Here is a 14384-nt window from a genome sequence, read left to right on the forward strand (position 1 = left end):
AAACACTACTCGTTGTAGTGTTTCAGGGGGAATAAAATGAATGCAGCAGATTTAACAATTTGGCTTGTGGCTGGGGCGGGAGTATTGTCATTTATATCACCGTGCTCTTTACCGCTATATCCATCTTATTTATCTTATATTACAGGTGTGTCTATTCAAGATTTAAAAGAAAATCGTGGGATTATGCAAAAATCAGCGATTATACATACAGTATTTTTTATGATCGGATTTTCGGTTATATTTTACGCGTTAGGTTTATCGGTAAGTTGGATTGGAGTAACATTTTCATCTAACCAAAAATTGATTCAACAAATTGGTGGGATTTTTATTGTTTTAATGGGGCTATTTATGACGGGCTTGTTTCAGCCTCAGTGGCTTATGGCAGAGAAAAAGGTGCAGTATAGAAGTAAATCGACTGGATTTATTCGCTCGATTTTAGTCGGTATGACATATGCAGCGGGTTGGACGCCATGTGTTGGACCGATATTTTCAGCTGTACTCATGCTTGGCGCGACGAATCCTGAAGGGGCACTTCTTTATATTACAGCGTATACTCTTGGGTTTGCGGTTCCATTTTTCGTGATGGCGTTCTTTATTGGGAAGGTAAAATGGATTGTTACATATGCCAATGTCATGATGAAAATTGGCGGTGGAATGATGATTGTAACGGGTATTTTATTGTATACAAATCAAATGACGAAAATTACAGCATTCTTTATTCGTCTATTCGGTGGATTTACAGGTTTTTAAAAATGAGGAGGAAGAAAAGTGAAGAAAATAATTGCTATTATATTAGTAGGGGCACTCGTTTGGGCGGGGGGTAACTTTTATAATTCAAAGAAAGAAGAGAAGGAAAGAAAAGCGAAACAAGCAGAGTTACAGGAGAAAGAAGTATTACCACAAGTCGGTTTTAAAGCACCTAGCATTACATTAAAAGGATTAGACGGAAAGTTGCAGTCGTTAAATGATGCTAAGGGAAAACCATATATTATTAATTTTTGGGCATCATGGTGTGGGCCGTGTGAAATGGAGGCACCTGATTTAGTTCATATGTATGATAAATATAAAAAGGATGTTGAAATTTTTGCGGTGAATGCAACTGTTAGTGACCCAGTACAAGAAGCAAGCGCATTTGCTAATCGCTATGGGTTTGAGTTTCCTGTTCTATTAGATATGGACGGAGTAGCTGGACTAGATTATAAAGTATTCTCTTTACCGACGACATTTTTTGTTAATAAAGATGGAATTATAGTAGATCATGTACGAGGTGTATTACCACCAGATCAATTAGAAAAGAAATTTAAGAAATTGATTGAGAATTAAAAGGAGATTTCGTGACGATGGAGTGGATCGTGAGGTTACAACCCATATCTCTTATAATTGGAAGTCTATTTGGATTTGTGTTGATGAAACGAAAGATGAGGCATCAAAATGTATCATATGAAAAAATGATGGATGCCGTAACAAATGCTTTTCTTATCATCGTATTTGTATGGAAGTTTGCACCATCAATTTTAAATCCTGTATGGGCCTTTGGGGCGCCAGTGCAAGCAATATTAGCTGTTGGAAGTATGCAACATATTGTAGTAGGATGCGTGATTGCGAGTGTATACATTGTTTGGAAAAGTAAAAAGGAGCAATTTTCGCTTCGTATTTTACTTGATGCATTGCCTTTTGGTCTGTGTGTGAGTATTATCTTTTATTTTCTATTACATCATGAAGTAGGTGCACAAACGACACTACCATGGGGAATGAAAATATATGAATCTAAACTTTTATATCACCCTATTTTCGTATATGAGATCAGCCTTGCTCTTTGTATAATGGGCTTGTTATGGATGAAAAATGAAAGGCTCGGAAATGGAAAGAATATAAGTGTTTTTCTAATTATTGAGGGGTTTGCTCATATTATTATTTCGCTTGTTAGTGAACAAAATTCGGTTCTGTTTGGTCTATCAGCAGAGCAAATAATGAGCTTTTGTATTATTAGTTTAGGGATTTTGTTGGTGCCGAAAAAATAAAAGATAGCCATGTACAGAGAGTATCTGTATGGCTATCTTTTATAAGCATATTTCTTCATCATATGCTAAATCATTATATTGTAGAAATCTAAAAACCCCTTTATTAGGGGTTTTTAGGTTTCTATAGGTCTGCATGTGTTTCTTGTTTATCTGTATCCCATTTTGGAAGTTGTTTTGCTTGTTGACTTTCAGTAAAATTATTAAATCCAAAAGCAAGTATGCATGTAAAGGTTAAAATAGCTAAACTAATCTTTTTCATTATCTTAGTGCCTCCTTAGTTAATAATTTTTGTTTTGCTTCGTAAGTTTTGAAAAAATATTTTTGAGATTTCTCTATTTTATTCACTTTATGAAATTCTACTGCTAATAATTCGTAATATTCTTGTACATAATCGTATAATTCTTTACTGTTAAAATATGTAGTGCCTGCAATGATTGCGTTTTCTAAGTCGTCTAGAATACCAGTGTGTTGTGTTTTTAAGATAGTGAAATGGTGTTTATATTCTTGATTATTTAATTCATTACAAATTTCTAAGCCTTTTTGAACCCAATCGTTTGCAATTTCTTTTTCATTTAAACTAAAATGTTCTTTGGCTTGTAGAAAATTGGCTTTTAGGTGTTTAGGTAATTTGTTTGTAACTATTGTAAGATGTCTAATAGCAAGGGTTGATAGATTTTGAGAAGAGTAGAGCCAACCTAAGTTATTTCGGACTTTTAAGATTAGTGTATCGTCTTTCAGCTTTTGTAAAATATTGATTGCTGAATTATAGTTCTCTTCGGCTTGTTCGAATTGTTTTAAATAAACAGAACATGAGCCTAAAATGTTTTCGCATAGAGCTATTTTAATTTCATAACGTGGATATTTTGAGAAAATCTCTTTAGCTTGATTTGCATAATTGATTGCTGTAAGTGGTTTGTTTGTATGGTGATTAAATATAGCAAATTTATATTTATATTCAGCTTCTTCTAGTTCGCCTGGTACATGTTTTAAAAGGGATTCAGCTTTTTCGTATTCTTTTTTTGCTTCATCATAATTTCCAATAATGGTAGCATGTTCAGCTTTAAAAAAGTGATAATAATAAGTAATAAAGTCTTCAGTTATTGGATTGTCTAAACGAACAATTTGACTAAAAGTATCATACTTAATGTTTGTCCAATCGGTTAGGACCTTATATTTAAAGTTTAGTAGGGAGTAGTAAAGCGATAGATTTTGATCAGCTTCAATTTTATTAATCTGTTTCTCTATTTTTTCTTTTAATTGTTTCGCTTCAATTAATTGCTCCGCTACCATTACTTGATATAAAATGTTTAATTCGTTGACAATCTGTTCATGCCCTTTTAATAACACACTCATTATATATTCCCCCATTCGATAAAAGTATCCTAATTTAATTATTTCTATAATAGCAAAATAGAAGAAGTATAAGAGTGATTTTACCATATTTTTCAACAAAATTCTGAAAAATTAATTAATTTTTTCGTATTTCTTATTTTTATGTGAATATTACAAGTGCCTCTGGTAGTGGTGGGATGAATCTGACTCATGATACGTTAGCATCAATGGGAGGGATAGTTTCACTTGTAAATATGTTATTAGGAGGATTGTTCGGATTGGGTCCAACTGTTAAGTTTTTAACAAAAATTTCACTTTCTTATTTAATAAAAACAGGATAATCCTCATTTTATAAGAATCATCCTGTTTTTATTGATATATTAAAAAATCGGCGGAGTAACAGAAAATAAGACAATCGCGTTTTTTTCAAAATGATTCACCCATTTATGCTTTAAATAAGCAGGTATTTTTACACTGTCGCCAGTTTCTAATACGTATTCTTCCGCATTTAAATATAGTGTGATTTTCCCATCTAAGACAAATGCTAATTCTTCTCCTTTATGTTCTAGCACATTTTCTGATGAAGCTGTATTAGGCGGGACGGTCATAATTGCTGTTGCTAAATTTCCAGTGAAATCAGGTGAAAGCATTTCATATGATAAATTATCAATAATCATTTTCTTTCGTTTATGGGAACGTACAATTAAATCGTCTGTATTTGTATCTTCAAGTAAAAAGCTAAATGTTGGCACATCAAGAGCTTTAGCAAGTACTTTTAATGTTTGGATAGAAGGGTTAGCGGACCCGCGCTCAATTTGACTTAACATTGATGGTGTAATATCGGCCATCTTTGCTAGTTCTTTACTAGTTAAACCTTTTTCTTTTCTTTGTTTTTCAATTTTTTTACCAATATCTATATTTTCCATAATGAAAATCTCCTTAATAATTATTAAATTATATTTAAATAAATTAAATTTAAATTAACTTAATGGGATTATTTGTGTTAAACTATATTAAAATTAATTTAATTATAATTTATTGTATGGTGAGCTACAAGGATATAAGGAGGAAACAAAATGAAAGAAATAGGGGCATTACAAGCAGAATATCCATTAGTGAATAAGCTTATTGCAACAGAAGAAGTATTTTGGATAAATCCAAACATAGAAAAGTATGAAACAGCAATAAAAGATTCACCAATTAATGAAGAGAATGTAAAAGATGCGGAAGAGAGATTAAAGCGTTTTGCACCATATATTGCGAAAGTTTTTCCTGAAACGAAAGGGACGAATGGCATAATCGAATCACCTTTAGTGAAAATATCTTCTATGAAAGAAGCTTTAGAGACAAATTACAAGCAACCTATTTTAGGAGAATTATTATTAAAATGTGATAGTCATCTTCCGATATCAGGATCAATTAAAGCTAGGGGCGGCATTTATGAAGTGTTGAAACATGCTGAACAACTAGCTTTGCAGCACGGTATGTTAACAGAAGAAGATGATTATTCCATTTTAGATAGTGATACATGTAGAGAGTTTTTTGCCAAATATTCAATTGCGGTCGGTTCAACAGGAAATTTAGGGCTAAGCATTGGGATTATGAGTGCGAAACTAGGTTTTAACGTAACGGTTCATATGTCAGCAGATGCGAAACAATGGAAAAAAGATTTATTAAGAAGTAAAGGTGTAAACGTTATTGAGTATGAAGCTGATTATAGTAAAGCAGTAGAAGAGGGGCGTCAGCAAGCAGATGCCGATCCTAGCTGTTATTTTGTAGATGATGAAAATTCCCATGATTTATTTTTAGGATACGCAGTAGCAGCATCAAGATTACAAAAGCAATTAGAAGAGTTAGAGATTGTAGTAAATGAAGAGCATCCTTTATTCGTTTACCTTCCGTGCGGAGTAGGAGGCGGACCTGGCGGCGTCGCATTTGGTTTAAAGTTATTGTATAAAGACAATGTTCATTGTTTCTTTGCAGAGCCAACACATTCTCCTTGTATGTTACTCGGCTTAATGACCGGCCTTCATGACAAAATTTCCGTTCAAGATATCGGAATTGATAATGTAACAGACGCGGACGGACTAGCGGTAGGAAGACCGTCTGGATTTGTCGGTAAAACGATGGAACCATTTTTGAGTGGGAATTACACAGTAAGCGATAAAGAGTTATATAGATTGTTAAAAGAACTAGCTGACACGGAGAATATTTATTTAGAGCCTTCTGCACTAGCAGGTATGATAGGGCCAGTGAAAGTATGTAAAGAAGATGAGTATTTACAAAAGCAACAGTTAACAGAGAAGGTGAAAAAAGGTACTCATATTGTGTGGGGAACGGGTGGAAGTATGGTTCCAAAAGATGTAATGAATGAATATTATAGGAAAGGTTTGGAGTTAACGGTATAAGAAAAATGAGGCTAATTGTAGCCTCATTTTTTCATGTACATAAAAATCTTTGTTATTTTCACAATAGTTCTTTATAGTATATATAAAGGATAACTAATATTGAATAAATACAACAAAAAAGCTTTATTTTACATAATAAGAGGATGTGTATACGATGTCATTACAGACTAAATATATAGCGGGTATTTCGCTTGGGGTTATGGGTGTAGGCTTTGCGGCTTCTATCCCTTTTCAAGGAACGGTAGCAGGAGAGATTATACAAGGGGGGTTTGAAGCTGGATTGGTTGGCGGGCTTGCAGATTGGTTCGCGGTTACTGCTTTATTCCGTCATCCGATGGGAATACCAATTCCGCATACAGCTTTGTTACCTAAAAACCGTAAACGGGTAACGAAAGGGCTCATCAATACGTTAGAAAATGAATGGCTGACGAAAGAAAGTATTACGAATAAAGTAAAAGAGATGCAGTTAGCACAAATGGTACTGCAAATTGCTGAGAGAGAAATGCAGTCTGATGCTGTGAAAAAAGGCATTGTAACGATTGCTGAGAAAGCGATTGTTTCAATCGATACGGAAAAATTAGCGGTTATTATTGAAAAAGAATTAAAGACGTATTTACATACAATTAATACAAGTAACATTTTACAAGTGCTTGTTGATCAATTAGTAGTGCAAGAATATGATGAAAAGACACTTGATTACATATTAGTAAAAGTGAAAGAATGGACAGCGCAAGATGAAGCTCGATACCAGCTCGGAAGCTTAGGTATGAAGGCGATGGAAAATATAAAAGTAGATGGATTTTTACAGTTTACATTGAAATCGTTTATGAATATTGTAGATGAAGATAAAATTGGCGGCATTTTGCAGAAATTTATTATTAGAAATATTAACAGCTTACAAGATGCAGATAATAGTACGAGACAACTTATTTTATCGAAAATTCGTCAAGAAATTATCAATGTAAAAGAAAATGAAGCGTTACTACAAGAATTAGAAAATTGGAAAGAAAAATGGATTGCCAATTGGGATGCTACTGACAAAATAAAAGAGATGCTAGAGCAAGTACAGCAAAGAGCAGTTGCTTTTGTAAATAATGAAGAATTTGCTGATAAATATGTTATTCCATTTTTACAAAAACAAATGAATAAAATAAAAGAAGATGAACAGACAGTTCAAAAAATAGAAGATTGGTTACAAAAGCAAGTTGTAAGTCTTGTTGAGAAGAACCATTCGAAAATTGGTAAGCTTGTACAAGAAAACCTTGATAAGTTAGATGATAAGACGTTAATCGAAATGATTGAAAATAACGTGGGTAAAGATTTACAGTGGATCCGAGTGAACGGGGCGGTTTGCGGATTTATGATTGGATTAGTGTTAGAAGGAATTAAAGCGATTATATGAGAAAAACCTTCCGCAATTGCGGAAGGTTTTTTATTTTTCGAGAACACTCATATTCAAATTATAAGCTTTCTCAATATTTAACTTGTACGTCCCATTTCCAGTTTTAATCGAATTTTTATACCAATGTTCTTGGTTGTTTAATTCTGGATGTTCTTCTGAAGAAGTATTTTCGTTTTTCGTTAAATCTTCTACTTGTTCCCAAGGTGTACTTCCATGTGTTTCTTTTTGATTCGTTACTGCTGTTAAAGATACATCACTTTCTTTTGCAAGATGGACAGACACTCTTGAGCTTTCCTGTACAAACCAATTATTTTGTAATTGACCTGGATAAAGAGATAGTTCGTTATTTGAAGCACGGATTTCCACATTTTTATTTTGCGGAAGAACAAGCGTTGGTTTCACCTGTGGTGCTGAATTAAATAACGTATGCTGAACAGGTAATGATTTTAAAGTGATATACATCGTTTCTCCAGCCGTTTGAACTGAAAGGAAATCATCTCGTTTTAAATTGAGTTTTTCATTTGCTTTCGTTGTCATTTCATAAGTTCCCAAAAGATGAATTTGATTTGTATTATTTCCCTCTATCGTTAGAGGTTGATGTCCTGCATCTACTACGATTTTTTTGATAGATTCAGGTATATCAAATTGTCCGTCTGGAATATTACTCGTTTGCCTCGTTGTGTTAATAGAGTGACGAACTTCTTCTAGTAATCCAGTTGATAATAAACAGTAAAAAGCAATTCCGACGCTTCCTAAAACGCCGATAAAGAAAATACTAAAAATATCATATTTAATAAATGATTGTTCCTTCTTAGAAAATAGAAGGTATAGTAAAACTTCGGCTCCAAGTATGATGAGTAAAACTGGCCACCATGCAGTTAGTGTATCTAATACTTGGATTCCTTTTACGACTGAAAATAGTAAAAAGCATCCTAACGATATAATAGAAAGCCCCATTGAGAATGTTCCAACACGCCAAGTCCTCATTCGCTTGTCCCACCTTTGTTTTCTTTATTTCCAAGTAACAATTTAAAGCCGCCGCCAATTAAAAGGAGCGCAACGATAGATGTTTGGAAATAGCGATAATATAGTTCACTAAGATGAATATTAAATATAGTTACAAAATAATCATTCAAAATAGGAAGGACTGTTTGATTTAATAAATAATAACCACCGAGTGTAATTAATCCGATACCGATCCATCTTTGATGATTTATAAAATAATCGATAATGGGTTCGTCTTGTACTCGTTCTTTTCCGTATTTTGCTGTTTGCTGTAACGCATCAAAAAAGCTATAGAACCAAATGATTGGTACTAAAAATAAAAACGCAGAAAGTCTTAATAAGTCGAGTAAATAAATAGATAGTAAAAAGGCTGCCATAAGCTGAAGACCACGGCGTTGTAAACCTAAATACATATGACCTGCTCCAGGGAACATCGCTAAAATAGAAGCAAATGTTTTACTTTTCTTTCCTTGCTCTCGATGTTCTTCAAAATCTTCGAAAATAGTACGGTCATCTAGTTGCTCGCCACGTTCTTTTTTCTGGAGTTGCTGAACAACATCGAAGAAATTGTAAATCCATAAAACAGGTAATGTAATAAGGAAGATAAGAAAACTTTCTTGCGATGTTAAAAGTGCAACGAAAATAATCATACTTCCGATTCCTGTGCAAGCTACTAAAAACGTAAGACCACGTTGCATAAGCCCTAATTGGAAATGGCCAAGTCCAGGGATGATAGATAGGAGAATGATATAAAATCGTTCGCTCTCTTTAGAGGAATTTATCAATTCTCCAGCTTCTTGTTTTTTCGTTTGTTTTATAATGGTGATAACTAAATCTAGTAAGTTAATTACCCATAGAACAGCTAGTAAAAATAGAGAAAGAAAAGCAATATCACGTTCTCTTACTACTATGGTACAGAATACTGCAAAGGAGAATAGAAATAAAGATCCTCCGCTATATAAAATAAACCGTCCTAGCTTTTTTAAGTATAAATGTCCAAGCCCAGGAATTAGCCCTAATACAAGTGCTAAAAAGGGGTTTTTATTCATGCTTTAAACCTCCGTCCTTTTTTGATGTATCTACCGATTTGTTTACAATTTGTTGTGAGATAGAAGACTCGTTATGTTTTGAAGATTTCTCGAAATTTGATGTCGCTGTAAAAATATATTGGAATAAACCACTTACCATAAAAATAATTGTAGCTGCAGTCGCAATTATGTAGTGAATAATTGTGCGTTTTAGTGAGTTTGTTTTTATATTTTCATTAGGTTGTAGCGTTTCAAAATTAATTTGCGTCATAACTTCGTTCGTAAATGAATCATCATTTATCATTGGAAGGTTTTCATGTTGTTCATCAATACTTTCCATATAAAGTGTTAAACAATGATCACATTCGTAAAGATGTTCTTCCATAGATTCACGTTCATTGCTTTCTATAAAATCTAATGTATAATTGCGCCAATCTTCTTTTGAATAATGCATCATAGAAACTCTTCCTCCTTCCAATGTTTTTTAATCCATTTTCGTGCCCGATACAGTTTCATTTCAACTGTTTTCACTTCGATGTTTTCCTGTAAAGCAATTTCTTGATAGCTTTTTTCTTCTAAGTAATGTGCGAGAACGACGTCACGGTAATTTTCCGGAAGTTCTCTCAGTTTTTGAGCGATGAGTAATTTTTGCTCTTTCGTCAATAATAAATCCTCAATATTATGAGAGGATTTTATATTTCCCTCAGTTTCTTTACATAAGGAGAGTTCTTCGTTTTCTCTAGCTTTCTTCCTCTTATAATCAATAGCGTGATTGGTGGCAATACGCGCCATCCACGTTTTTAATCCGCGAAATTGATAATTAGGGAGAGAGGCGTGAATTTTTACGAATACTTCTTGTGTAACATCTTTCGCATCTTCTTCATGTCTTAAAATAGAAAAGATAACTTGGAAAATATAATGACGATATGTTTGCACAAGGATACGAAAAGCATGTTCGCTTCCTTGTTGTGCTTTTTCAATTAATTGTTTTTCCTCAATGGGTCTCTCCCTCCTTTTTGACGCATTCTATTATATAGACGTAAAGAATGATAAGTCACCCTACACATTTTATAAAAAAAGAATAATATATTTTTTGTAGGAGAGCTAGATGAAAAAAGGTGTGAAAAAATGGTAAAGAGAAGTATATAATGAGCAAGTGGGAAATGTTACACGTAGAAAGGATGTGAATGTTAGTAGGAGGAAGGTCCATACTAACAAACATGAAAATTACAATATTGATAGCAGATGATAACTCTTTTATTAGAGAGGGCATGAAAATTATTTTAAATACATACGAAGAGTTTGAAGTAGTAGATACAGTAAATGATGGGAAGGAAGCAGTGGAGTATTGCAAAAAGAACGACGTTGATATCGCTCTATTAGATGTTCGCATGCCAAATATGAACGGGGTAGAGGCGACGAAATTCATTTGTGAAGAGACGAAAACAAAACCGCTTATTTTAACGACGTTTGATGATGATGAATATATTTTGGATGCAGTAAAAAACGGAGCTAAAGGTTATTTATTAAAAAATAACGATCCGGAGCGGATTCGTGATGCGATAAAAGGAGTATATAACGGTCAAACTGTTATGCAAGATGTTGTCCTCGATAAAATTAAGTCTAATTTAATGGAAAGTAAAGAGGAAGAATGTAAAATTGATAAGAGTCTTTTCACAGAAAGGGAGCTTAGTATTATCGCATTAATTGCAAAAGGTTTCTCAAATAAAGAAATTTCGAAACAGCTTTTTATATCTGAGGGAACAATTGCAAATTATATTACGTCAGTTTTAGGGAAAACTGGACTTGAACATCGCACACAAATTGCGATTTATTACTTAACAGGGAAAGTAGATTAATGATATGGAATTTTGGTTAACTGTAAGTAAATTAATTGTCTTTTTATATATTGTGTTTAGTTATATTTACGCAAATGTAGCAAATTTACCGTGGGTTATATTTACTTTACTTATTTACCTCTCTGTAAACGTAATGATTTCTATATTTAAAAAAGATACGTATAAAAAAATATTAATCTGTATGTCCATTGGCGTAGTTATGTTATTTACATGGAGGATTCATCCATTTTTTATTTTGTTTTTACCTTTGAACTTATACGAAATTATATTCTATTACATAGAAAAGAATTGGCCACGCTTTGTCATTATGATGCTCCCAATTACAATTGCAGATGAAAGTATTCGAATGACTTATGGATTAATTGTTGCATTTTCTTTTCTCGTTTTAACTATTGCAGATCGATATATATCGCGTGTAGTAAAGCTTGAATCGCAAAATGATAAGATGCGAAAAGATATGCAACGACTTACGAAAAGCTTACATGAAAATAAAGAGTACATAAGACAATCAGAATACACGTTTAAGTTAGAAGAAAGAAATCGGTTATCACAAGAAATTCATGATAAAATTGGCCACTCGATGACGGGTGCACTAATTCAAATGGAAGCAGCAAAGAGATTAATGGGGATAGATAAAGAAAAATCAGCGGAGTTATTACAAAATGCAATTCACATTTCAAAAGATGGAATTGAAAGTATTCGCATTACGTTAAAAAATATGAAGCCACCAACAGAGCAAATTGGCATTCATCGTATGAAATTATTCATAGAGGAATTTGCCGGTAAGAATGATGTGAATATTCCTTTCGTGTACAAAGGGAACTTAGATATGATTTCTCCCATTCAGTGGAAAATTATCGGTGAGAATGTTACAGAAGCACTAACAAATGCAATGAAATATGCTGATGCGACAGTTATTTCTATAGATATTCATGTGCTTAACAAGATGGTTAAGGTGCAAGTGAAGGATAACGGAAAAGGGGTAGCTCTTGTTAAAAAAGGTCTCGGTATTATGGGGATGGAGGAGCGAACGGCGTCTGTAAACGGAAAAATTATTGTAGATGGGACAAGTGGTTTTTCAGTAACGATGTTGTTGCCAATATAAAGAGAATGGTACGAGGATGAACCATCTCATATGAAAAAAGTGAATATTCTCATGTGAAAAGAATGAACTTCTGCACTGAGCAGGTTCATTCTTTTTGTTTATACTAAAAGCAGAGAAACCGAAATAGGGGTGAAAATGATGAATACATTAGAAATTAAAAATTTAACGAAAAAATTTGGTGATTTCATCGCAGTTGATAATATGTCTTTATCTATTAAAGAAGGAGAAATATTTGGCTTTTTAGGATCAAATGGTGCTGGTAAGAGTACAACGATAAATATGATTGCTGGTTTGTTAAGAAGTAATGAAGGTGAAATTAGCATACTAGGAAAAAATATAAAGAAACATAATCGATTTGCAAAGATGAATATCGGTATTGTTCCACAAGATATTGCGATTTATGAAGAGTTAACTGCCTATGAAAATGTGAAATTCTTTGCTGGATTGTACGGATTACGAGGAGCTGAATTAAAAGCTAGGGTAGAGGAAGCTCTTCAATTTGTAGGACTTAGTGATAAACAGAAAAGCTATCCGAAGAACTTTTCTGGTGGGATGAAAAGAAGACTAAATATTGCTTGTGCAATTGCACATAGACCGAAGTTAATTATTATGGATGAACCGACAGTTGGAATTGATCCGCAGTCAAGGAACTATATTCTTCAGTCTGTCCGGAAGTTAAATGAAATGGGAAGCACTATTATTTACACGAGCCACTACATGGAAGAAGTAGAAGAGATTTGTACGAAAATCGCAATTGTCGACCACGGTAAAGTGATTGCAGAAGGTACGAAAGAACAGTTAAAAGCGATTATTACAGATACGAAAGATATTTGGATTGAAGTGAAGTCAGTAGAAAATTTAGATGTAGAAAAGTTAAAAGAGATAAACGGTGTGAAAGCTGTTCAGATTGAAGAGAACGTAATCAAGGTAAACTCGGATGCAGGATTAAATAATTTAAATCAAATTATTCAGCATTTCATTAATCATGACATTGAAATTCGTTCGTTAGAGGAGCAGGCTCCAAACTTAGAAACAGTATTTCTTACGTTAACCGGAAGAAACTTACGAGATAAATAAAAGGTAAATGAAGAAAAGGTAAAGGGAGGTTCATCAATTGAACATCTTCAATATTGCAATTATGCATATTAAAAGAGATTTCAGAGACGTAAGAACTTTAGTTTTTATGTTAGCATTTCCGATTGTGCTTATGCTTGTGTTAGGAACAGCGTTAACCAACGCATTTAATAGTGATAGTCATTCGATTAAAGATATACAAGTGCTATATAAAGATGAAGCGAGTAGCACGTTTTCTCAATCATTTGAAGCATTTACGAAAGAAGTGGATAAATCAGGTATTCATTTAAAAAAAGCTTCCGAAGGTATAGATGGGAAAGAAGAAGTGAAGAAAAATAAATATGCTGCTTATGTAGAGTTAAATAAAGATGGTGCAAAATTTTACGGAAGTGACAAAAGTAGTATTGAGGGGAGTATTGTGGAAGGAATGCTTACAACATTTGTTGATAAGTACAATGTAGCGGTCGAAGTTGCAAAAGTAGATCCTACTAAGGTGAGCACAGTTATTTCAAACGGAAATCATAATGATTATATAAAAGAAACATCCTTACAAGCTGCGAAAAAACCAGGTTCTATGGATTACTATGCGGTTGTAATGACAACGATGATTGCACTATATGCTGCGATGGGAGCGAGTTCTTTAATTCGAGGAGAACGAATACGTAAAACAGGAGATCGTCTCATTGCTGCACCTATAAGTAAAGCTGAAATATTCATTGGAAAAGTACTTGGTAGCCTAGTAGCAAATGCCCTGTGCATATTACTCGTCATGTTATTTAGTAAATTTGTTTTTCAAGCGAATTGGGGCGACCATCTTGGAATCATATTTCTTATTTTATTAACACAAGTTTTTCTAGCAATTAGCTTCGGTTTAGGAATCGGATATATTACGAAAACAGCTGAAGCGTCTAGGGCAATTATTATGGTTGTTGTGCAATTAGCTTCTATTTTTGGAGGTGCATATTTCGTAATAGAAGAAAATTTCGTTACGAATTTATCACCATTAACTTGGGCAAATACAGCTGTTATGAAAATTATTTATGCAAATGATGTAGGGGCAGCATTATCAGTCATTTCTTTAAACCTTGGAATTTCAGCACTCTTTTTATTAATTGCAATTATTGCATTACGTAGACGGGAGGGGCTATAG

Annotated in this window: 17 protein-coding genes; 10 read left to right on the plus strand and 7 right to left on the minus strand. The window is 33.5% G+C overall.

Annotation, left to right across the window (positions count from 1 at the left end; all coding sequences use genetic code 11):
- Nucleotides 1-36: 36 nt before the first annotated feature.
- From ccdA to ATL10_RS03055, 3 genes are read left to right on the plus strand one after another with little or no spacing between them, the layout of a single operon-like run.
- Nucleotides 37-750, plus strand: coding sequence for a cytochrome c-type biogenesis protein CcdA (ccdA, locus tag ATL10_RS03045; RefSeq protein WP_098235547.1), 714 nt, complete (start codon nt 37-39; stop codon nt 748-750).
- An 18-nt stretch (nt 751-768) separates the two neighbouring features.
- Entirely contained in the window at nt 769-1323 is a 555-nt protein-coding gene (locus ATL10_RS03050) for a TlpA family protein disulfide reductase (RefSeq protein WP_069355370.1), read from the plus strand.
- A gap of 17 nt (nt 1324-1340) precedes the next feature.
- Nucleotides 1341-2021, plus strand: a complete 681-nt coding sequence (locus ATL10_RS03055) for a prolipoprotein diacylglyceryl transferase family protein (protein ID WP_069355371.1) — start codon at nt 1341-1343, stop codon at nt 2019-2021.
- A 121-nt stretch (nt 2022-2142) separates the two neighbouring features.
- Here ATL10_RS03055 and ATL10_RS31085 read toward each other — a convergent pair whose 3' ends face one another.
- Entirely contained in the window at nt 2143-2280 is a 138-nt protein-coding gene (locus ATL10_RS31085) for a hypothetical protein (RefSeq protein WP_000724012.1), read from the minus strand.
- On the minus strand, nt 2280-3374 hold the full coding sequence (locus ATL10_RS03060) for a response regulator aspartate phosphatase (protein ID WP_097821577.1): 1095 nt from the start codon (nt 3372-3374) through the stop codon (nt 2280-2282). Before ATL10_RS03060 ends, ATL10_RS31085 begins: the two co-directional genes overlap by 1 nt.
- 143 nt (nt 3375-3517) lie before the next feature.
- Here ATL10_RS03060 and ATL10_RS03065 point away from each other — a divergent pair, with 143 nt between their 5' ends.
- Nucleotides 3518-3694: an ATPase gene (locus ATL10_RS03065; protein ID WP_098236624.1), complete on the plus strand. Its 177-nt coding sequence runs from the start codon at nt 3518-3520 to the stop codon at nt 3692-3694.
- 39 nt (nt 3695-3733) lie between these two features.
- On the opposite strand, the gene ATL10_RS03070 is transcribed toward ATL10_RS03065, so the two are convergent.
- The gene (locus tag ATL10_RS03070; protein ID WP_098127817.1) at nt 3734-4279 is read right to left on the minus strand and encodes a helix-turn-helix domain-containing protein; all 546 of its coding nucleotides are present in this window, start codon (nt 4277-4279) and stop codon (nt 3734-3736) included.
- Between the two features lie 150 nt (nt 4280-4429).
- On the opposite strand from ATL10_RS03070, the gene ATL10_RS03075 reads away from it, so the two are divergent.
- Both ATL10_RS03075 and ATL10_RS03080 read left to right on the plus strand, forming a co-directional pair.
- The gene (locus ATL10_RS03075) at nt 4430-5761 is read left to right on the plus strand and encodes a D-serine ammonia-lyase (RefSeq protein ID WP_098289398.1); all 1332 of its coding nucleotides are present in this window, start codon (nt 4430-4432) and stop codon (nt 5759-5761) included.
- 154 nt (nt 5762-5915) lie between these two features.
- A complete protein-coding gene (locus tag ATL10_RS03080) occupies nt 5916-7163 on the plus strand; it encodes a DUF445 domain-containing protein (protein ID WP_098289397.1) in 1248 nt (415 codons plus the stop codon).
- Nucleotides 7164-7193: 30 nt separating this feature from the next.
- On the opposite strand, the gene exsE is transcribed toward ATL10_RS03080, so the two are convergent.
- Genes exsE through ATL10_RS03100 form a run of 4 tightly spaced genes read right to left on the minus strand, consistent with a single transcriptional unit; the run spans nt 7194 to nt 10132 of the window.
- Nucleotides 7194-8150 (minus strand): exosporium protein ExsE, encoded by a 957-nt coding sequence (gene exsE / locus ATL10_RS03085; RefSeq protein WP_001261427.1) that lies wholly within the window; start codon nt 8148-8150, stop codon nt 7194-7196.
- Nucleotides 8147-9217, minus strand: coding sequence for a hypothetical protein (locus tag ATL10_RS03090; protein WP_097821582.1), 1071 nt, complete (start codon nt 9215-9217; stop codon nt 8147-8149). Before ATL10_RS03090 ends, exsE begins: the two co-directional genes overlap by 4 nt.
- On the minus strand, nt 9210-9653 hold the full coding sequence (locus ATL10_RS03095) for a hypothetical protein (RefSeq protein WP_065228606.1): 444 nt from the start codon (nt 9651-9653) through the stop codon (nt 9210-9212). Before ATL10_RS03095 ends, ATL10_RS03090 begins: the two co-directional genes overlap by 8 nt.
- Nucleotides 9650-10132 (minus strand): RNA polymerase sigma factor, encoded by a 483-nt coding sequence (locus tag ATL10_RS03100; protein WP_232339738.1) that lies wholly within the window; start codon nt 10130-10132, stop codon nt 9650-9652. The genes ATL10_RS03095 and ATL10_RS03100 overlap by 4 nt, the downstream gene beginning before the upstream one ends.
- Before the next feature lie 284 nt (nt 10133-10416).
- Between ATL10_RS03100 and ATL10_RS03110 the strand changes: the two genes are divergently transcribed.
- From ATL10_RS03110 to ATL10_RS03125, 4 genes are all read left to right on the plus strand, one after another.
- A complete protein-coding gene (locus ATL10_RS03110) occupies nt 10417-11055 on the plus strand; it encodes a response regulator transcription factor (protein ID WP_000704780.1) in 639 nt (212 codons plus the stop codon).
- A 4-nt stretch (nt 11056-11059) separates the two neighbouring features.
- Nucleotides 11060-12160, plus strand: a complete 1101-nt coding sequence (locus tag ATL10_RS03115) for a sensor histidine kinase (RefSeq protein WP_110496407.1) — start codon at nt 11060-11062, stop codon at nt 12158-12160.
- Between the two features lie 138 nt (nt 12161-12298).
- Nucleotides 12299-13237, plus strand: coding sequence for an ABC transporter ATP-binding protein (locus ATL10_RS03120; protein WP_001093820.1), 939 nt, complete (start codon nt 12299-12301; stop codon nt 13235-13237).
- 37 nt (nt 13238-13274) lie between these two features.
- Nucleotides 13275-14384, plus strand: a complete 1110-nt coding sequence (locus ATL10_RS03125; RefSeq protein WP_110496409.1) for an ABC transporter permease — start codon at nt 13275-13277, stop codon at nt 14382-14384.

This window comes from Bacillus sp. 196mf (assembly GCF_003217275.1).
Taxonomy (GTDB): Bacteria; Bacillota; Bacilli; order Bacillales; family Bacillaceae_G; genus Bacillus_A; species Bacillus_A thuringiensis_S.